Origin of the sequence: Agrobacterium cavarae, from assembly GCF_004310285.1 — a bacterium.
GTDB lineage: Bacteria > Pseudomonadota > Alphaproteobacteria > Rhizobiales > Rhizobiaceae > Agrobacterium > Agrobacterium cavarae.
The window spans coordinates 494,791-513,880 of sequence record NZ_SISF01000033.1; the positions used below are offsets into that span (position 1 = coordinate 494,791).

Annotated in this window: 14 protein-coding genes; 7 read left to right on the forward strand and 7 right to left on the reverse strand. The window is 60.2% G+C overall.

Features of this window, described 5'->3' with window-relative positions:
• Positions 1–196 precede the first annotated feature (196 nt).
• From EYC79_RS20780 to EYC79_RS20790, 3 genes are all read left to right on the forward strand, one after another.
• Entirely contained in the window at positions 197–1,420 is a 1,224-nt protein-coding gene (locus tag EYC79_RS20780; protein WP_062427985.1) for a lytic murein transglycosylase, read from the forward strand.
• A 90-nt stretch (positions 1,421–1,510) separates the two neighbouring features.
• Entirely contained in the window at positions 1,511–2,749 is a 1,239-nt protein-coding gene (locus tag EYC79_RS20785; RefSeq protein WP_130979365.1) for an SGNH/GDSL hydrolase family protein, read from the forward strand.
• Between the two features lie 153 nt (positions 2,750–2,902).
• On the forward strand, positions 2,903–3,097 hold the full coding sequence (locus EYC79_RS20790) for a hypothetical protein (RefSeq protein WP_130979366.1): 195 nt from the start codon (positions 2,903–2,905) through the stop codon (positions 3,095–3,097).
• Between the two features lie 82 nt (positions 3,098–3,179).
• Here the strand turns inward: EYC79_RS20790 and EYC79_RS20795 are convergent, their stop codons facing one another.
• Positions 3,180–3,848, reverse strand: a complete 669-nt coding sequence (locus tag EYC79_RS20795) for a DJ-1/PfpI family protein (protein WP_130979367.1) — start codon at positions 3,846–3,848, stop codon at positions 3,180–3,182.
• 80 nt (positions 3,849–3,928) lie between these two features.
• Between EYC79_RS20795 and EYC79_RS20800 the strand changes: the two genes are divergently transcribed.
• The gene (locus tag EYC79_RS20800; RefSeq protein WP_130979368.1) at positions 3,929–4,891 is read left to right on the forward strand and encodes a GlxA family transcriptional regulator; all 963 of its coding nucleotides are present in this window, start codon (positions 3,929–3,931) and stop codon (positions 4,889–4,891) included.
• A 59-nt stretch (positions 4,892–4,950) separates the two neighbouring features.
• On the opposite strand, the gene EYC79_RS20805 is transcribed toward EYC79_RS20800, so the two are convergent.
• Together EYC79_RS20805 and gltB are read right to left on the reverse strand one after the other, a co-directional pair.
• A complete protein-coding gene (locus tag EYC79_RS20805) occupies positions 4,951–6,408 on the reverse strand; it encodes a glutamate synthase subunit beta (RefSeq protein WP_062427885.1) in 1,458 nt (485 codons plus the stop codon).
• A gap of 183 nt (positions 6,409–6,591) precedes the next feature.
• Positions 6,592–11,346 (reverse strand): glutamate synthase large subunit, encoded by a 4,755-nt coding sequence (gltB, locus tag EYC79_RS20810; protein ID WP_130979369.1) that lies wholly within the window; start codon positions 11,344–11,346, stop codon positions 6,592–6,594.
• Positions 11,347–11,720: 374 nt separating this feature from the next.
• Between gltB and EYC79_RS20815 the strand changes: the two genes are divergently transcribed.
• The gene (locus tag EYC79_RS20815; protein ID WP_130979370.1) at positions 11,721–12,776 is read left to right on the forward strand and encodes a threonine aldolase family protein; all 1,056 of its coding nucleotides are present in this window, start codon (positions 11,721–11,723) and stop codon (positions 12,774–12,776) included.
• 12 nt (positions 12,777–12,788) lie between these two features.
• On the opposite strand, the gene EYC79_RS20820 is transcribed toward EYC79_RS20815, so the two are convergent.
• A complete protein-coding gene (locus EYC79_RS20820; RefSeq protein WP_130979371.1) occupies positions 12,789–13,649 on the reverse strand; it encodes a LysR substrate-binding domain-containing protein in 861 nt (286 codons plus the stop codon).
• Positions 13,650–13,848: 199 nt separating this feature from the next.
• Here EYC79_RS20820 and EYC79_RS20825 point away from each other — a divergent pair, with 199 nt between their 5' ends.
• Positions 13,849–14,889 carry a bile acid:sodium symporter family protein gene (locus EYC79_RS20825; RefSeq protein WP_130979372.1) on the forward strand — a complete coding sequence of 347 codons (1,041 nt, stop codon included), beginning with the start codon at positions 13,849–13,851 and terminating at the stop codon, positions 14,887–14,889.
• A gap of 142 nt (positions 14,890–15,031) precedes the next feature.
• Here the strand turns inward: EYC79_RS20825 and EYC79_RS20830 are convergent, their stop codons facing one another.
• A complete protein-coding gene (locus tag EYC79_RS20830) occupies positions 15,032–15,514 on the reverse strand; it encodes an Hsp20 family protein (RefSeq protein WP_062598884.1) in 483 nt (160 codons plus the stop codon).
• Between the two features lie 423 nt (positions 15,515–15,937).
• Between EYC79_RS20830 and EYC79_RS20835 the strand changes: the two genes are divergently transcribed.
• The gene (locus tag EYC79_RS20835; protein ID WP_130979373.1) at positions 15,938–16,879 is read left to right on the forward strand and encodes an alpha/beta fold hydrolase; all 942 of its coding nucleotides are present in this window, start codon (positions 15,938–15,940) and stop codon (positions 16,877–16,879) included.
• An 18-nt stretch (positions 16,880–16,897) separates the two neighbouring features.
• On the opposite strand, the gene hisN is transcribed toward EYC79_RS20835, so the two are convergent.
• Positions 16,898–17,674 carry a histidinol-phosphatase gene (gene hisN / locus EYC79_RS20840; protein WP_130979374.1) on the reverse strand — a complete coding sequence of 259 codons (777 nt, stop codon included), beginning with the start codon at positions 17,672–17,674 and terminating at the stop codon, positions 16,898–16,900.
• Positions 17,675–18,015: 341 nt separating this feature from the next.
• Complete coding sequence (locus EYC79_RS20845; protein ID WP_113266680.1) at positions 18,016–18,900, reverse strand: N-formylglutamate amidohydrolase; 885 nt, start codon at positions 18,898–18,900, stop codon at positions 18,016–18,018.
• Positions 18,901–19,090 lie beyond the last annotated feature (190 nt).

The following is a 19,090-nucleotide window of genomic DNA, read 5'->3' on the forward strand; positions in this document are numbered from 1 at the left end:
CCCTCCTCAGAGATTTCAACGGCATTTAAGTAACGCACACGAACTTGTTATGACAAAAGTGGCAAGTTTTTGCAAAGCGTGACCTTACCTATCGTTAATGGTAAAGAATTTGTTGACTTTAATTTGGTACCCCATCGTGAAGCCCGATGCGTATCTCGCAATCGAACTGACATTCGAGAGAAACGAAAGACTGACGATGAAAAAGATGATCCTTTCCGGCGTCCGTAAATTTGGCTGCGTGGCACTCGCAGGCCTGACCATTGCTTTGACGCCCGTCACTGCAAGTGCAGATGCGGGTTTCAAACAATGGATCAACCAGTTCTATGCCACAGCCGCCAAGGAAGGCATTTCGCGCGCGACCTATCAGAAAGCCTTTGCAGGCGTAACTGAACCTGATCCGGACGCGCTGCGCAAGGCAACCTTCCAGCCCGAATTCACCACTCAGATATGGGATTATCTCGACAGCCGCGTGAACCCCTACACGGTGCGCATCGGCCGCGAGATGAAGATGAAGCACGCCACGACGCTCAACTGGATCGAGCGCAATTTCGGCGTCGACAAGCACGTCATCCTCGCCATCTGGTCGATGGAATCCAATTACGGCGCGGTGCTGGAAAAGCCCGAACGCCTGCATAATATTCCTCAGGCACTGGCGACGCTCGCCTATTCCGACCCGAAGCGTGCCAAGTTTGCCCGCACCCAGCTGATTGCCGCACTGAAAATCCTGCAGTCGGGCGATGTGACGCCAAAGCAGCTGACCGGCTCCTGGGCGGGTGCCATGGGCCACACCCAGTTCATCCCGACGAGCTACCTGCTCTATGCGGTCGATGCGGACGGTAACGGCAAGCGCGACATCTGGCATTCCGTGCCGGATGCGCTGGCAACCGCTGCAAATCTTCTGGCCAAGAACGGCTGGGAGCCCGGCCGCACCTGGGGCTACGAGACGGCCGTGCCTGCGGGTGGTGCTCGCTATGCGGACCAGACGAAGAGCCTGGCCGAATGGCAGAAGCTCGGCTTCTTCCGCCCCAATGGTAAGGGTTTCCCGCGCGGTTCGGATCGCGCGACGCTGAAGCTCGAAGGCGGTTCCAACGGTCCGGGCTTCCTGATGACCAAGAACTTCTTCACCATCAAGCGCTACAACGCGTCGGACAGCTACGCGCTGGCCGTCGGCCTTCTGGCCGACGAGATTGCCGGTTTCGGCGGCATGCAGCAGAAGTGGCCGCGCCCGAATGGCACGCTCGACATCAAGGAGAAGTTCGAGCTTCAGACGCGCATGAAGGAACTCGGCTATTATGATGGCGAAATCGACGGCAATTTCGGCTCCGGCTCCAAAGCGGCAATCAGCGCCATCCAGAAACGCATGGGCCTGCAAAATGACGGCGAGCCATCGCAGACCTTGCTGAGAGCGCTTCGTAACTGATCGGGCAACCGATCGCCTAGCGGATAAAAGTCCTGACGAGCCTCGTACATTAGAATATAATCAATGGGACCGTCTCGGGAACATCACGCCATGACCACAAGAGAAGCAGGACCCTTTGCAAAGATCATGAAGCGCGGCAGCGTCGCGCTTCTTGTCGTGACATTCAGCCTGCCCTCCTGGACAGCACCTGCTATTGCGCAGGAGTATCGCGAGCGCCGCACGCTGATGGAAATGCTCTTCGGCGGCCCCAACCAATATAATGATCGTCTCTATGCGCCCGAACGCCGCGAGCAGCGCCGGCAGGCAGCCCCGCAGCGGCAAAATTCCAGCCGCTCCGTCACCAGGCCTGCCGCACCGCGCAGCACGCCCTCGGTGGTGCAGATGCGCACCGCCAAGCCCGCACCGGTGGAGAAGCTGGAGAATGCCCGACGTGTTCTCGTCGTCGGTGATTTTCTCGCCGGCGCCATGGGCGAAGCGCTGGTCTCCACCTTCGAGACCTCGGCGAGCATTGCCATCGATGTGCGCGCCAATGGCTCATCCGGCCTCGTGCGCTCCGATTACTACGATTGGTTTGCCAACCTTCCGCAATTCATCAAGGACACCAAGCCCGCCACCATCGTCATCATGATGGGTTCCAACGACCGTCAGGCCATGGACATTGGCGGCACCAAGGAGAAATACGGCACCGAGATCTGGTTCAAGGAATATGAGCGGCGCATCGATGCGCTGATCACGCTTGCCAAGCGCCAGCAGGTGCCGGTGCTCTGGGTCGGCCTGCCCGCCTTCCAGTCGCCATCGCTGACGGCCGATTTCGTCGGGTTCAACCGGCTTTACCGCAGCCATATCGAAAAGCTCGGCGGCGAGTTCGTCGATGTCTGGGATGGCTTCGTCGATGAAGGCGGCAAATACGTGACCACCGGCTATGATGTGAACGGCCAGCAGGCCCGTCTGCGCGAAGCGGATGGCATCGGCATGACGCAGGCCGGAAAGCAGAAGCTTGCCTTCTACGTGGAGAAATTCGTCCGCCGCCATCTGGATAGTGCCGAGCCCGGCCTCGGCACGCTGGACGGCAGCAACCTGCCCTCCCTCACCTCGCTGCCCGCTATGGGCATCGATGCGCAGCAGGTACGTACTCAACCGATCAGCCTGACCGACCCTGACCTCGACGGTGGCGACGCACTGCTGGGCGGAAAGCAGGCGCCTGCGAAATTCTCCGTCGTCGAAACACCACGCGAAAGACTGACGAAGCGCGGACTGATGGAAGATGCGCCGCTTGGCCGCGTGGATGATTATCGCATGCCGCCAACGGATGAAACCGCCGCGAAATGAACGTCCTGCGGGAAAAACGGTAGTCGGCTACCCGAACGACGATCTTTGTCATCACGAAATATTAAAATCGGAACGATCGACGCTGGCCTCGTGTTAACGCCCGGCAAGGCATGAGGCCTTGCATAAAAAGATGGATATGAGGAGTATACCGTCATGGCCAATCAAGGTGGCACGCACGAACAGCACGTCAAAGCCGGCAAGCAGTCGCACAAGAATAGCGACGACAAGGCAACAACCCGCAGCGCATCTTCCAAGTCCTCGGCGGACAGCAAGAGCAGCGGCAAGCAGGGTGGCTCGCCCGAGCAGCACATGAAGGCCGGCCAGCAGAGCCACAAGAACAAGCATTGATGTCCACACATGTGGAAAACGGCCCTCGCGCAGATGCACGGGGGCCGTTTTTTTGTGGGGATGCGCTGGTGAGCCACCGCTATCAAGCAATCTGGCCGACCAGCCGTTCCCGCTCCTGACGTGAGCGCGCGATCCGACCTTTCGCCTTGTCCAGAATATCGGGCGACGCCTCTTGCGGGGTGCCCGAATGGAAGGGCGGCGCCGGCGCATATTCCAGCGACAGTTGCACGATCTCAGCTTCCTCCCGGCCCATCAACTCGGCCAGAAGCGAAAGACCGAAATCGATACCGGAGGTCACACCGCCAGCAGTGATCAGATTGCCGTCCTTCACCACGCGCTCATGAACGGGCGTCGCGCCGAAATGGGGCAGAAAATCCATCGCGTTCCAGTGCGTCGCCGCCCGTTTGCCCTTCAGCAGTCCGGCAGCGCCAAGCACCAGCGAGCCGGTGCACACGGAGGTGATAAAGCGCGCGCCCTTTGCCTGGCTGCGGATAAACTCTAGCACCTCTTCATCGCCAAGCAGCGCATTGACGCCCCCGCCGCCCGGAATGCAGAGCACATCAAATTGCGGGCTATCGTCGAAATCGACATCCGGCGTGAAGCTGATCCCGGTCACGGAGCGAACCGGGTTCTTGTCCTTCCACACCAGATGCACCGCGCTGTCTTGCGCCGACGCAAAGACCTCGTAAGGCCCGGTCAGATCGAGCTGCTGGATATTCGGAAAGACGAGGAAACCGAAGCGATAGGTCATGTGAACTCTCCTGTTGACGAGAGCATGATAGGCGCGCATCGTTTGGCGAGATTGCCATTCATCCCACGCTTCAGGCCAAAATGACCCGCCGCATCGAAATCCTCGCCTTCCCTGACGTCCAGCTTCTGGATGTCGCCGGCCCCTTGCAGGTCTTCGCCTCGACCAATGATTTCTATCTGCACGCCGGAAAGCCGGCGCCCTATCAGCCCGTGGCCGTCGGCGCTGACAATCCGATCGTCACATCCTCTGCATTGCCGATCGGCACCTCTCCCCTGCCCTTAAGCGACCAGCCGATCGACACGCTGATCGTTCCCGGTGGCTGGGGCGTTTACCGTGCCTGCGAGGATCAGGCTTTGATCAGCTGGATCGCAGAGCGCTCCAAGGTGGCGCGACGAACGGCATCGGTCTGCAGCGGTGCCTTTCTGCTGGCCCGTACCGGGCTGCTGGACGGCAGACGCGCAGTCACGCACTGGCAGCGCTGTGGCGAGTTCCGGAAACGCTTCCCCAAGGTCCGGCTCGATCCCGACCCGATCTTCATTCAGGACGGCAGCATCTGGACCTCTGCCGGTGTTACGGCCGGCATCGATCTGGCACTGGCGCTGGTGGAAAACGATCTCGGCCGCGATGTCGCGCTCGCCGTCGCGCGCCAGCTCGTCGTCTTCCTCAAGCGCCCCGGCGGGCAGTCGCAATTCAGCGCGGCCCTCACGCTTCAGGATGAAGGCGGGCGTTTCGATGGCTTGCATGCCTGGATGATGGAAAACATCACGCAGGACTTGTCACTTGGCGATCTTGCCGACAAGGCAGGGATGAGCCTGCGCAGTTTCTCCCGCCACTACCGCGAACTGACCGGAGTGACACCGGCCAAAGCGCTGGAGAAAATGCGTCTGGAAACCGCAAGGCGCCTCCTGGAACAAGCGCAGCCGGTCTCGCGCGCTGCCCGCCGCGCCGGCTTCGGCAGCGAGGAAACGCTACGTCGCCTGTTCCAGCGCCGCTTCGGGGTCAGCCCGCAAGCGTACCGCGAGCGGTTCATGGCGGCGGAGTGAAACACAAACGCCCGGAACGATGTCCCGGGCGCTTGATAATCTGACAGATGAGCCGCTGATCAGCGCGGCAGAACCGAGCTTCCCATCAGGGCTTCGTCGATGGCGCGCGCCGCCTGGCGTCCTTCGCGGATGGCCCAGACGACCAGCGACTGGCCGCGGCGCACGTCGCCGGCTGCCCAGAGCTTGTCGATCGAGGTCTTGTAGTCGCGATCATTGGCAACGACGTTGGTGGAGCCACGACGGTCGGTGTTGAGCGTCAGCTTGCCGTCCAGTTCCTTCAAAATGCTATCGGTGAAGGGGCCGGAGAAGCCGATGGCGATGAAGGCGAGGTCCGCCTTGATGATGAACTCCGTGCCGGCGATCGGCTTGCGGCGCTCATCCACCTGGCAGCACTTCACGCCCGTCAGAACACCATCCTCGTCACCGACGAATTCAAGCGTTGCCACCTGGAACTCACGCGCGGCACCTTCGGCCTGCGAGGACGAGGTGCGCATCTTGGTTGCCCAGTAGGGCCAGACGGCAAGCTTGTCTTCCTTCTCCGGCGGCATCGGGCGGATGTCGAGCTGGGTCACCTTGACGGCACCTTGGCGGAAGGCGGTTCCGACGCAGTCAGACGCGGTATCGCCACCGCCGACGACGACGACATGCTTGCCGCCAGCAAGGATCGGATCGGCAGGCCAGCCGACGCTGTCGATATTTTCGCGTCCGACGCGACGGTTCTGCTGCACCAGATAGGGCATGGCATCGTGAACACCATGGAACTCCGTGCCGCCGATACCGGCCGGACGCGGGGTTTCCGAGCCGCCGCAATAGAGCACGGCATCATGCTCGGCCATCAGCTGTTCTGCACTCATGTCGACGCCGACATTGACGCCGTAATGGAAGGTGACGCCTTCGCCCTTGATCTGCTCGACGCGGCGATCGATGAAGTTCTTCTCCATCTTGAAGTCGGGAATGCCATAGCGCAGCAGGCCACCGGCCTTGGTTTCGCGCTCATAGACATGCACCTCGTGACCGGCACGGCCAAGCTGCTGGGCAGCGGCAAGACCGGACGGGCCGGAACCGATGATCGCGACCTTCTTGCCGGTGTGGACCGTGGCGGGCTTCGGCACGATGAAGCCAAGCTCATAGGCCTTGTCGGCAATCGCCTGTTCCACCGTCTTGATCGCGACTGGCGCATCTTCGAGGTTCAGCGTGCAGGCTTCCTCGCAAGGAGCCGGACAGACACGGCCGGTAAATTCCGGGAAGTTGTTGGTGGAATGGAGGTTGCGGATCGCCTCCTCCCAATTGTTGTTATAGATCAGATCGTTCCAGTCGGGGATCTGGTTGTGCACCGGGCAGCCGGTCGGGCCATGGCAATAGGGAATGCCACAGTCCATGCAGCGCGCCGCCTGCTTCTGCACCTCGGCATCCGACATGGGAATGGTGAATTCCCGGAAATGGCGAATACGATCCGACGCCGGCTGGTATTTGCCAACCTGACGATCGATCTCCAGAAAACCTGTAACCTTGCCCATGTTACTTTCCTCACATCAAAGCAGGGTCCCGCTCGGACCCCAGTACCAGTAAGCGATGCCCATGATCGCCCCCAGCACGATAAACTCAAATCTGATTTCGCCGCTGGCTACCCACATCGCCGCTGGTAGGGCGAGTGCGATGAGCAGCGAAATCAGTCGATGAACCGTTGCCAAGCGGCGGATTTACTCCGCCGCAACACCCATTTTCAGCCGCTCCATTTCCTCAAGCGCACGGCGGTACTCGACCGGCATGACCTTGCGGAACTTCGGACGGAACTCGCTCCAGCGGTCAAGGATGTCCTTGGCGCGGGTGGAGTTGGTGTAGTGGAAGTGGTTGGAGATCATCTGGTAGAGGCGCTCCTCATCGTGACGTGTCATGTCCTCGGAAACGTCGACGCGTCCCTTGTGCATGAGGTCGCCGCCGTGATGGTGCAGCTTTTCCAGCATGTCGTCTTCTTCCGGAACCGGCTCCAGCTCGACCATTGCCATGTTGCAGCGCTTGGCGAAGTCGCCCGTCTCGTCCAGAACATAGGCCACGCCGCCGGACATGCCGGCTGCGAAGTTGCGGCCGGTTTCACCCAGAACCACGACGATGCCGCCCGTCATATATTCGCAGCCATGGTCGCCCACGCCTTCGACAACGGCAATCGCACCCGAGTTGCGCACGGCAAAACGTTCGCCGGCCACGCCACGGAAGTAGCACTCGCCGGTGATCGCGCCGTAAAGCACGGTGTTGCCGACGATGATAGAGTTTTCCGCAACGATGCGGGCATTTTCCGGCGGACGCACTATGATGCGACCACCAGACAGACCCTTGCCGACATAGTCGTTGCCGTCACCCACCAGATCGAAGGTGATGCCACGTGCCAGGAATGCGCCGAAGGACTGACCAGCGGTGCCGCGCAGCGTCACATGGATCGTATCGTCCTTCAGCCCCTTATGGCCCCAGCGCTTGGCAAGCGCGCCGGACAACATCGCACCGGCGGAGCGGTCGACGTTCTTGATCGGCACTTCGAAGACCACGGGCTCGCGGTTTTCCAGCGACGGCATGGACTTCTCGATCAGCTTGCGGTCGAGAATGTCGTCGATCGGGTGCTTCTGGCGCTCGGTCCAGTAGGTCGCTTCCTTCGGCGCGTCCACCTTGTGGAAGATGCGGCTGAAATCGAGCCCGCGTGCCTTCCAGTGCGCCAGCATCTCATCTTTCTCGAGAAGCTCCGAAGCGCCGATGATCTCGTCCAGCCTGGAAACACCAAGCGAAGCGAGGATTTCGCGCACTTCTTCGGCAACGAAGAAGAAGTAGTTGATGACGTGTTCCGGCGTGCCCTTGAAGCGCTTGCGCAGAACCGGGTCCTGCGTGGCGACGCCCACGGGGCAGGTGTTCAGATGGCACTTGCGCATCATGATGCAGCCTGCCGCAATCAGCGGCGCGGTGGCGAAGCCGAACTCGTCGGCACCCAGAAGCGCGCCGATGATGACATCGCGACCGGTCTTCAGACCGCCATCCACCTGCAGCGCAATGCGCGAACGAAGACCGTTCAGCACCAGTGTCTGCTGAGTTTCGGCAAGGCCGATTTCCCATGGGCTACCGGCATGCTTCAGCGAGGTGAGCGGCGATGCTCCCGTGCCGCCATCGAAGCCGGACACGGTAATATGGTCGGCGCGCGCCTTGGCGACACCGGCAGCAACCGTGCCGACACCCACTTCGGAGACGAGCTTGACCGAAACATCGGCTTCAGGGTTGACGTTCTTCAGGTCGTAGATCAGCTGTGCCAGATCTTCGATCGAATAGATGTCGTGGTGCGGCGGCGGCGAAATCAGGCCAACACCCGGCGTGGAGTGGCGGGTCTTGGCGACCGTTGCATCCACCTTGTGGCCGGGCAGCTGACCGCCTTCGCCGGGCTTGGCACCCTGCGCGACCTTGATCTGCAGCATGTCGGCATTGACGAGATATTCCGTCGTCACACCGAAGCGGCCGGAGGCGATCTGCTTGATGGCGGAGCGTTCCGGGTTCGGCTGGCCGTTGAGAAGCGGCATGTAACGGTCGGACTCTTCGCCGCCTTCCCCCGTGTTGGACTTGCCGCCGATGCGGTTCATCGCAATCGCAAGCGTGGTATGCGCTTCACGGCTGATCGAGCCGAAGGACATCGCACCGGTGGAGAAGCGCTTGACGATATCGACCGCCGGCTCGACCTCATCGACGGAGATCGGCTTGCGACCAGACTGCTCGGCGCCCTTGAGCTTGAACAGGCCACGAATGGTGTTCATGCGCAGGTTGCTGTCATTCACCATTTCGGCGAATTCGCGGTAGCGCTCCTGGCTGTTGCCGCGCACGGCATGCTGCAGGGTGGCAACCGAATCCGGGCTCCAGGCGTGGCTTTCGCCGCGCATGCGATAGGCATATTCGCCGCCGATATCGAGCGTGTTGGCAAGGATCGGGTCCTTGCCGAAGGCCGCCATGTGGCGTGTCACGGTCTCTTCGGCAATTTCCTTCAGGCCCACACCTTCGATGGTGGTGGCGGTGCCGAAGAAATACTGCTCGATGAATTCCGACGACAGGCCGATAGCGTCGAAGATCTGCGCGCCGCAATAGGACTGGTAGGTGGAAATGCCCATCTTGGACATGACCTTGAGGATGCCCTTACCCACCGCCTTGATGTAGCGATAGACCACTTCATCGTCGGAGACTTCCTTCGGGAAGGCGCCATGCTTGTGCATGTCGAGCAGCGTGTCGAAGGCGAGATAGGGGTTGATCGCTTCCGCACCATAGCCGGCCAGCAGGCAGAAGTGATGGATTTCGCGCGGCTCGCCGGTTTCGACAACGAGACCGACCGAGGTGCGCAGACCCTTGCGGATCAGGTGATGGTGCACGGCGGCCGTTGCCAGCAGCGCCGGGATGGCGATGCGGTCCGGACCAACCTGACGGTCGGACAGAACGATGATGTTGTAACCGCCACGTACGGCAGACTCCGCCCGCTCGCACAGACGGTCGAGCATTTCCGGCATGCCTTCGGCGCCACGCTCCACATCATAGGTGAAGTCGAGCGTCTTGGTGTCGAAACGGTCTTCCGTGTGGCCAATGGAGCGGATCTTTTCCAGATCGCCATTAGTCAGGATCGGCTGGCGCACTTCCAGACGCTTGGCGCGGGCTGCACCTTGATGGTCCAGAAGGTTCGGGCGCGGGCCGATGAAGGAGACAAGGCTCATCACTAGCTCTTCGCGGATCGGATCGATCGGCGGGTTGGTGACCTGCGCGAAGTTCTGCTTGAAATAGGTATAAAGCAGCTTGGACTTTTCCGACATGGCCGAGATCGGCGTGTCAGTGCCCATGGAGCCGACAGCCTCCTGGCCGGTGGTCGCCATCGGAGACATCAGAAGCTTGGTGTCTTCGCTGGTGTAACCGAAGGCCTGCTGACGATCGAGCAGCGACACGTCGCGGCGCAGCGCGCGCGGCTCCACAGGCTTCAGGTCTTCCAGGATCAGCTGGGTGCGATCGAGCCAGGTGCGGTACGGATGCTTGGCGGCAAGCTCGTGCTTGACGTCCTCATCCGAAATGATCTCGCCCTTTTCCATGTCGATCAGCAGCATCTTGCCAGGCTGCAGACGCCACTTCTTGACGATGCGCTCTTCCGGCACCGGCAGCGTGCCGGCTTCTGACGCCATGATGATGCGGTCGTCATCGGTGACGAGGTAGCGGGCTGGACGCAGACCGTTACGGTCGAGCGTCGCACCGATCTGCTTGCCATCGGTGAAGGCAACGGCAGCGGGACCATCCCATGGCTCCATCAGGGCCGCGTGATATTCGTAGAATGCCTTGCGCTCGGCCGACATGGACTGGTTGCCAGCCCACGCTTCCGGGATCAGCATCATGACCGCATGGGCCATGGAGTAGCCGCCGCGCACCAGGAATTCCAGCGCGTTGTCGAAGCAGGCGGTATCTGACTGACCCTCATAGGAGATCGGCCAGAGCTTGGAGATATCGTCGCCGAAGAGTTCGGACGAGACCGAAGCCTGACGCGCCGCCATCCAGTTGACGTTGCCGCGCAGCGTGTTGATTTCGCCGTTATGGGCAACCATGCGGTAGGGGTGGGCGAGCTTCCAGGACGGGAAGGTGTTGGTGGAGAACCGCTGGTGAACAAGCGCAACCGCACTTTCGAAGCGCGGATCGGCGAGGTCCTTGTAATAGGCGCCGACCTGATAGGCCAGGAACATGCCCTTGTAGACGATGGTCGAGGAGGAGAGCGACACGGGATAGAAATCCTGCGCTTCCTTGCCGCCGCCGGCATCATAGATGCGGTTCGACAGAACCTTGCGGATCAGGAACAGACGGCGTTCGAATTCGGCATTGGTCGCAGCTTCGCGACCCGCGCCGATGAAGACCTGCACGTGATGCGGTTCGGTCGCGGCAATGTCCGCCGCCTTGGAGAGCGAGGCATTGTCCACCGGCACGTCGCGGAAGCCGAGAAACTGCTGGCCTTCTTCGCCGATCACATCGACGATCACCTTCTTATAATGCTCGATGCGTTCCGGATCGCGCGGGAAGAAGATGTGACCGACGGCATATTCGCCAGCCTTCGGCAGCGTCACGCCCTGCTTTGCCATTTCCTCACGGAAGAAGCGGTCGGGGATCTGCACGAGGATGCCAGCGCCATCACCCATCAGCGGGTCGGCACCGACGGCGCCGCGATGCGTCAGGTTCTCAAGGATGAAAAGGCCGTCCTTGACGATCTGGTGCGACTTCTGACCCTTCATATGTGCAACAAAGCCGACGCCGCAGGCATCGTGCTCGTTGCGCGGATCGTAAAGACCCTGCTTGGCCGGAAGACCGCCAATCGTGGCGCGAGGCGCGATCGCCTTCGGCGCGTCGCTCGGACAGTCATTCGTCTGAAGTGCCAGGGTCTGAAGTCCTTGGGCGTTTTCGCCTTCCAGCCGTATGGTCATTTTCATCCCTCCTGCAAACTCGTTGCATGGTGTCACGCAGAGAGGCGGAGGCCGACCCGGCTTCAATCCTGAAAGCCAAATCCGTCTCCGCATTTCAATTTAGGACAGCAATGCTGTCTTAATTCTGTCTGAACAATGACAGAAACACCCACCTTCCGCAAGGGGATGCCGTTAATTTATAGAGAACCATTGTGACGTGAAATTTCAACAGAAGATAGCAACGCGTAATTTTCTTCTCCGCGGGTATCGAAATAATTGCTTTCATTACCGGATTTGCCTTGGCTGAAATATGCTCGTAAAACCACGGACCTAGTCTTGCCAAACATCCCAACCGCGCGACATTCCTGCCCGCAACATGCTTGAAAGTGCTGACGATGATTTTTGCCTCTGATAACTGGGCTGGCGCCCACCCGGCCATCAACGAGCGGCTGATGAAGGAATCCACCCGCTTTGCCGCCGCTTACGGCACCAGCGAACTGGACCAGGCGATTGAGAAGAAGTTCAATAAAGTCTTTGAGCGCGAAGTCGCTGTCTTCTTCGTCGGCACGGGCACGGCGGCGAACTCCTTGGCGCTCGCAAGCGTCGCCCGCCCCGGCGGCATCGCCTTTTGCCATTCCGAAGCCCATGTGATCGAGGACGAGTGCGGCGCGCCGATCTACTTCTCCAATGCCTCGCGGCTGATGCCGGTGGCAGGGCCAAACGGCAAGATGCTGCCAAAGAACCTGAAAGCCGCCATCGACCGCTTTCCGCCGGGCTCCATTCACCAGGGCCAGCCGATGCTGGTGACCATGACGCAGGCGACAGAGCAAGGTACTATTTACGATCTCGATGAAATTTCCGCGATCTCCGAAATCGCCAAGGGTGCTGGCGTCCCGCTGCATATGGATGGCGCGCGCTTTGCCAATGCACTGACCGCGCTCGATACAACGCCTGCCGAAATGACCTGGAAGCGTGGTGTCGACATCCTCTCCTTCGGCGCCACGAAGAACGGCTGCTGGTGCGCGGAAGCCATCGTCTACATGGACCCGAAAATGGCAGAAGACCTGCCCTTCATCCGCAAGCGCTCCGCCCAGCTCTTCTCCAAGACCCGCTTCATGGCAGCCCAGTTCGACGCCTATTTCCAGAACGACCTGTGGCTGGAGCTTGCCGCCCACGCCAACGCCATGGCCAACCGCCTGCGTGACGGCCTTTCGGCCTCCAACAGCGCCCGCCTCGCCTGGCCCACACAATCCAACGAACTCTTCGTCGTACTGGACAAGCAATCTGCCAAGGCTGCCCGCGATGCCGGCGCCAGCTTCTACGACTGGCCCGTCCCGCACGACATGCAGCAGCCGGTCGGCGAAAACGAACAGCTGATCCGCCTCGTTACCAGCTTTGCGACGGAAGAGAGCGATGTGGATTCGTTTTTGCGCATTTGCGGTCGGGCGTAAGAAGCTGCACGCTCAAGCATAACTGCCCGGGACCATCCCCTTCGCCGTGACCAGCGACGACAGCGCCCGCACCAGTTCTGCATCCGCGCCCCTGCGCGGCTGCAGCACGAACTCCACGTCTTCCAGCGATGGCAGACTGCCTTGCGGCAACTCCCGCAAGCCGGACGGCGCCATGCTGCGAGGCTGGACAAGAACGCCCATGCCGGCGCGGGCGGCTGCCGTCAGCCCGCTGAGGCTTCCGCAGGTGCAGACGATCCGCCAGGCAACGCCAGCCCGATCGAGCGCTTCTTGCGCGGCTTTGCGTGTGATGCTTGGCGGCGGGAAGGCGATGAGCGGCAGCGCTTCCTTGCGGGCTAGGATCGCATCCGGGTCCTTGGCAAGCCAGATCAGCGGTTCGCGATAAAGGAAATGACCGAGCTGATCGCCAAGCCGGCGCTTCGCCAGCACGACATCCAGTTCGCCATTGTCCTGCATCTGATAGAGCACGCCGGAGAGCGATACCGTCAGCTCCAGATCGACCAGCGGATAGAGCCTCGTGAACTCCTCCAGAATGACGGTGAGACGGCTTGCGACAAAATCCTCCGAGACCCCGAGACGCAGGCGACCGCGCAGCCTGCTCTCGCCAAAGAGGGCCGCGACCTTGTTGTTGAGATCCAACATATTGCGGGCATAGCCAAGAAGCGCCTCACCTTCCGGCGTCAAGCGCACCCGATGGGTATCACGGGCGATCAGCTTTTGGCCGAGCGACGCTTCCAGCCGCTGGATGTGCTGGCTGACGGTCGATTGGCCGATCCCCAACCGTTCGGCGGTTTGGGTGAAACTCATCGTCTGCTCCAGCGTGACGAAGCTTGCAAGATGTTGGAGGTTCAGCATGGCTATCTCGAAACGTGATAACTGTTAGTTTTTGCATCTGATTTCATGATGAGCGATAGTAGGGCCGATTTCAATCCGCAAACCGGCTTGGAGGTTGCGGGATCTTTCATGGTCCTGGCGCTTTAGATCGGCTACGACGGATCAAACGATTGCAGAGCGCCGTGCCCCTCTGCGCACCACATTCTAGAAAGGCCGCGCCATGAGCCGCTTCCTGCCAGACCGCTTCACCATGATGCTGGTCGCCACCGTCATCCTCGCGTCGCTGCTGCCGATCAGCGGAGAGCCGGCACATTACTTCTCCATCGCGACGAAATGCGCTATCGCGCTGCTCTTCTTCCTCCATGGCGCGCGCCTATCGAGAGACGTCGTGGTGGCGGGCATGCTGCATTGGCGCCTGCACATCGTCATTCTTCTCGTCACCTTCGGCATCTTCCCGCTTCTCGGACTTGCGGTAGGCTATATTCCAGACAGCATCTTGCCGCAGCCGCTCTATATGGGTGTCCTTTTTCTCTGCGTGCTTCCCTCCACCGTGCAGTCGTCCATCGCCTTTACCTCAATGGCCGGCGGCAACGTGCCAGCGGCAATCTGCGCGGCATCCGCCTCCAACATTTTCGGCATGTTCCTGACGCCGCTTCTCGTCGGCTTCCTCTTTACCGTTGGCGGCCATGGCGGCGGTTTCTCGCTCGATGCGTTCGGCCAGATCTTCCTGCAGCTTCTGCTTCCCTTCATTGCCGGCCAGGCATTGCAGCCCTGGATTGGCAAGTGGATACGCGCCCGCAAGACGCTGCTGGCCCCTGTCGATCGCGGCTCGATCCTGATGGTCGTCTATCTCGCCTTCAGCGATGCGGTGGTGGAAGGCATCTGGAACCAATTCACCTTGCGCGACATCGGCGTCGTGATCGGCATCAACATGGTTCTGCTGACCCTTGTCCTATGCCTCACCATGTTTGGCAGCCGCCTGGTTGGCTTCAAGAAGGAAGATGAAATCACCATCACCTTCTGCGGGTCGAAAAAGAGCCTTGCGAGCGGCGTGCCGATGGCAGGCGCCATCTTCGCCGGCCAGAGCATCGGCGCCATCGTGCTGCCCATCATGCTCTTCCACCAGATTCAGCTGATGGCCTGCGCCGTGATTGCACAGCACTATGCGAAGAAGGCAAAGGAAGCGGAAGCCGCAAAGATCGCGGCGCCCGTGGCAGATGCACCGGAGGCGACGGCGATCGCAGCCAAGACAGCATCGTAAGTCTCCCTGCCCGCCGCTCAGGACAGTCGATCCTCGCGCCAGTACCGAGGATGACGACAGAGTGTGTTCGTCGATCCAGAAACGCAAAAAAGACGGCCCCCTTGCGGGAGCCGTCTTCTCATTCACGCGCTAACCTCGAGGTTTAGTTCACCTGGGTTGGCGTTACCTGTGCCTCGATCTGCTTCGGCGCGTCCGATGCGTCGGTCGCAATCGCGATGCGGCGGGGCTTCATGGCTTCGGGAATGTTGCGAAGAAGGTCGATATGCAGAAGACCGTTCTTCAGCGAAGCATTCTGCACTTCCACATGGTCGGCAAGCTGGAAGCGGCGCTCGAAGGCGCGCGTGGCAATGCCGCGATAGAGGAAGTCGCCCTCGGATGCCTTGGTGTCTTCAGCCTTCTCGGCCTTGACGGTCAGCACATTGGCGCGCGATTCGATGCTGAGTTCAGTCTCGTCGAAGCCGGCAACCGCCATGGTGATGCGATAGGCATTCTCGCCGGTCCGCTCGATATTATAGGGCGGGTAGGCCTGAGCCTGCTCCGGCTGGCCGATGCTGTCGAGCATCGAGAACAGACGGTCGAAACCGACGGTGGAGCGGTAAAGTGGGGAAAAATCAACGTGACGCATGGTGTCCTCCTTAGAAGCGACTGTTTGCGATAGCGGCTCTCCATCCCGTTCTGGCGATGAAAGAAACCTTGATACGGCCCCGTTCTGGCGACCGTAAGCAATAGGTGGGAATGGTGTTTTGGCAGTTCAAGAGGGAAAAAAGCATTCGACACACCTGAACGATTTCTGAATGGCAGGTTCCAGATCCGTTCATTGAGCGCCCGCTAGAACCACTCCATCGAAGGCAACTTCGAGGGCAGAGAAGCATCGTCCCTTCTTCTTTGTCCGACTGGCCGGAACCGCGACTGCTAAACCGACGGTTCCGGCAATTTTTTCCGCCTCGTCCGTTTTGCGCATGTTTTCCTTTGACGGACACAATCGCTCAACCTATCCCCTTGAAGCACCTCTCCGCACGACCACGATTTGCCCCGAGGCAGGATATCGATGACCGAAGCCATTCTCCATGAGACCAAAGGCAACCCTGTGCCCGACAACCACCATGTCGGAACCTTTGAAGGCCATGGCAAGAAGAGCCTGCGCTACGCGATCTTCCGCTCCGAGCGGCCGGTCGCGCGTGGCACCATCGTGCTCTTGCACGGACGCAATGAAACGATCGAGAAATACTTCGAGACGATCCGCGATCTCACGGCCAAGGGCTTCTGGGTCGCCACCTTCGACACGCGCGGCCAGGGCGGCTCGGCGCGGCTTTTGAAAAAGGCGGATGCTGGCTATGTGCGCCGTTTTTCCGACTACCAGAAGGATGTATCGCTCTTTCTGGAACAGGTGGTGCTGCCGGATACCCGCCTGCCCTTCTTCTTGATAGCACACTCCACCGGCGGGCTGATCGCGCTCTCCATGGCGCCGGAACTGTCCAACCGCATCGAGCGCATGGCGCTCTGCTCGCCCTTTGTCGGGCTTGGGGGCCAATCCGTTTCGCCACGCTGGATCAAGACCGTTGCCACGGCGCTGACATGGACGGGTTTTGGCGGCAAGCAACTGGGCAGGGATAATCGCGAACGGGATTTCGATGGCAACCCGCTGACCTCGGATGCCGACCGCTTTGCCCGCAACATTGCGATTGCCAACAGCCATCCGGAGCTTTTCATCGGCAGGCCTACAGCCCGCTGGCTCTATGAGGTGATGAAGATCATGCCGAAAGTGACGCGGCAGGATCACCTGACCCGCATCACCATTCCCACCCTGCTGCTGGCCCCGGTTCTCGACACCATCACGCCCTATGCGGTGCAGGAGGAATTGTCGCGCAATTTCCGCGCAGCCCAGCTGATCCCGGTCATTGGCGCGCGCCACGAACTGTTTCAGGAACGCGATATCTACCGTGCCCAGGCGCTTGCGGCGATCGACGCCTTCTTCGCGCCGGACGAATAGCGTCCCACTCCAGAAGGGTCAGAGGTCTGAGAGCAGCGCGAGCGCCTCCTCATGCACAGCCTTGCTGCCAGCAGCGATGATCCGCCCCGCGCCTTCCGGTCGTCCGCCATCCCAGGTGGTGATGATGCCACCCGCCTGCTCGATGATCGGGATCAGCGCACCGACATCATAGGGCTTCAGGCCGGATTCGATCACGAGATCCACATGACCGGCGGCCAGCAGCGCATAGGCGTAGCAATCCACGCCATAGCGGAAGAGCCGCACCTTGTCCTGAATCTGGCCGTAACGCTTGGCCTCGTCGGCCGTGAAGATATGCGGCGAGGTGGTGAAGAGCACGGCATCCGATAGCGACTGGCACGCCCGTGTCTTGATCTGCTTCTCACCCTCCGGCCCCTTGTAACAGGCCTTGTTCCCATCGGCGAAATAGCGCTCACCGGTAAAGGGCTGGTCCATCAGACCCATCTTCGCGCGCCCGCCCGATTGGAAGCCGATCAGCGTTCCCCAGACCGGCACACCGGAAATGAAGGCGCGGGTGCCGTCGATCGGGTCGATCACCCAGATATGCTCACGGTCAAGGCCGATGCTGCCATGCTCTTCGCCAAGAATGCCGTGATCGGGAAAATGCTCGGTGATCAAAGCACGAATCGCCGCTTCCGCCGCCTGGTCGCCTTCCGTCACCGGATCATAGCCGCCAGCCTGCTTGTTATCGACGGCGATGCCGGTGCGAAACCGGGGCAGCGTCTCGGCCTTGGCGGCATCGGCAAGGCGGAAGAAGAAATTGCGATCTGGCAGCATGGAAGTCCCCGGCGTCTCTTATGGAAGAGAGACATAGCGCGCTGGACCGTCTCTCGTCCACTCCCAAACAAGACGTGAAATTGCTCAGGCGCAGGGCATATTATCTGAGAATTCGCACAGCAGAAAAGCAAACGCCTTATTGCTGTGCATTTTTTAATCAAAAATAAAAATGATTGACAATTAAGCAGATTTCTCTACTCTGAAGATCACAGTCTTTGACTGTAAATACCCTCCTTGGGTGTTTCCTCCCTAGACTTAACCGCGCGAAGGCGCGGTTTTTTTTTGCCCATGCGAAAACGGCAGGGCAGGAACAGTTGAACAATGAGAGGGTGTTGAGCGCCTTATTCGGCGGCGAGCGCCATGTCGATCGCGTATTCCGACACGAAAGCCGCCAACTGGCGCATGAAGATTTCCAGGGCCGATTGCATGGCCGGAAAATCCGCCGCTTTCAGAAACGTCTTCTCGTCCACATAAAGCGCACGGTTGACCTCGATCTGCAACGCATGCAGCGAGCGGATCGGCCGACCGTAATGTTCGGTGATGAAGCCGCCGGCATAGGGCTTGTTGCACACGGCGGTAAAGCCGAGCTCTTCGAGAAAATGCAGTGCCGCACGGGAAATCTCGGCGGAAGCACTCGTGCCGTAACGATCGCCGATAATGATATCGGGACGGATGTTCGAGCCTGCGAGACGAATATTGCCGGGCATGGAATGGCAATCGATCAAGACAGCCATGCCGTGATTGGCATGGGTGCGTGAAACCAGCCGGCGCAGGCACGTATGATACGGCTTGTAGATGCCCTCGATGCGCGCCAGTCCCTCTTCCACCGAAAGCCGGTGGGCGTAGATATCCATATTTTCCGCCACGATGCGCGGCACGGTACCGAGACCGCCCGCAACCCGCATGGAGCCGATATTGGCGTAAGATGGCAGTGCCCCATCGAACATGCGCGGATCGAGCTCATAGGGCTCGCGATTGACATCGAGATAGGCGCGGGGAAAATTGGCTTTCAGCAGCGGCGCGCCGAGGTCGGGAGCGCTGGCAAAGAGCTCGTCGACGAAGCAATCTTCCGAGCGGCGGATCTCATAGGAATCCAGCCGCGAGGCTTCGAGGAAGGAGACCGGGTAGCAGCGGCCGCTGTGAGGGGAGTTATAGACGAAGGGAATGCTGTGCACGGTGGGCTCGCGCACCTCGAACAATTCATATTCGCCCGTCACCCAGTCCATGCCGTCCCGTTTACCATGTCATAATTCTGCCAGACGCATCATGTTGCCAGTTGCGCCAGTGCAAGTCCATACTGGCAGGCAGTCACCCTCTCGTGATTCTACCATTCACATGATATTTACTCCGACAATGGTACAATCGCGATAGGGTATCCCAATAATTCTGTAGTTACGGTCACTTATATGGTTCAGA

Excerpts from the sequence above, each read along its gene's own strand:
- EYC79_RS20780 (WP_062427985.1), top strand. The coding sequence starts at position 197 with ATGAAAAAGATGATCCTTTCCGGCGTCCGTAAATTTGGCTGCGTGGCA.
- EYC79_RS20785 (WP_130979365.1), top strand. The coding sequence starts at position 1,511 with ATGACCACAAGAGAAGCAGGACCCTTTGCAAAGATCATGAAGCGCGGC.
- EYC79_RS20790 (WP_130979366.1), top strand. The coding sequence starts at position 2,903 with ATGGCCAATCAAGGTGGCACGCACGAACAGCACGTCAAAGCCGGCAAG.
- EYC79_RS20795 (WP_130979367.1), bottom strand. The coding sequence starts at position 3,848 with ATGACCTATCGCTTCGGTTTCCTCGTCTTTCCGAATATCCAGCAGCTC.
- EYC79_RS20800 (WP_130979368.1), top strand. The coding sequence starts at position 3,929 with ATGACCCGCCGCATCGAAATCCTCGCCTTCCCTGACGTCCAGCTTCTG.
- EYC79_RS20805 (WP_062427885.1), bottom strand. The coding sequence starts at position 6,408 with ATGGGCAAGGTTACAGGTTTTCTGGAGATCGATCGTCAGGTTGGCAAA.
- gltB (WP_130979369.1), bottom strand. The coding sequence starts at position 11,346 with ATGACCATACGGCTGGAAGGCGAAAACGCCCAAGGACTTCAGACCCTG.
- EYC79_RS20815 (WP_130979370.1), top strand. The coding sequence starts at position 11,721 with ATGATTTTTGCCTCTGATAACTGGGCTGGCGCCCACCCGGCCATCAAC.
- EYC79_RS20820 (WP_130979371.1), bottom strand. The coding sequence starts at position 13,649 with ATGCTGAACCTCCAACATCTTGCAAGCTTCGTCACGCTGGAGCAGACG.
- EYC79_RS20825 (WP_130979372.1), top strand. The coding sequence starts at position 13,849 with ATGAGCCGCTTCCTGCCAGACCGCTTCACCATGATGCTGGTCGCCACC.
- EYC79_RS20830 (WP_062598884.1), bottom strand. The coding sequence starts at position 15,514 with ATGCGTCACGTTGATTTTTCCCCACTTTACCGCTCCACCGTCGGTTTC.
- EYC79_RS20835 (WP_130979373.1), top strand. The coding sequence starts at position 15,938 with ATGACCGAAGCCATTCTCCATGAGACCAAAGGCAACCCTGTGCCCGAC.
- hisN (WP_130979374.1), bottom strand. The coding sequence starts at position 17,674 with ATGCTGCCAGATCGCAATTTCTTCTTCCGCCTTGCCGATGCCGCCAAG.
- EYC79_RS20845 (WP_113266680.1), bottom strand. The coding sequence starts at position 18,900 with ATGGACTGGGTGACGGGCGAATATGAATTGTTCGAGGTGCGCGAGCCC.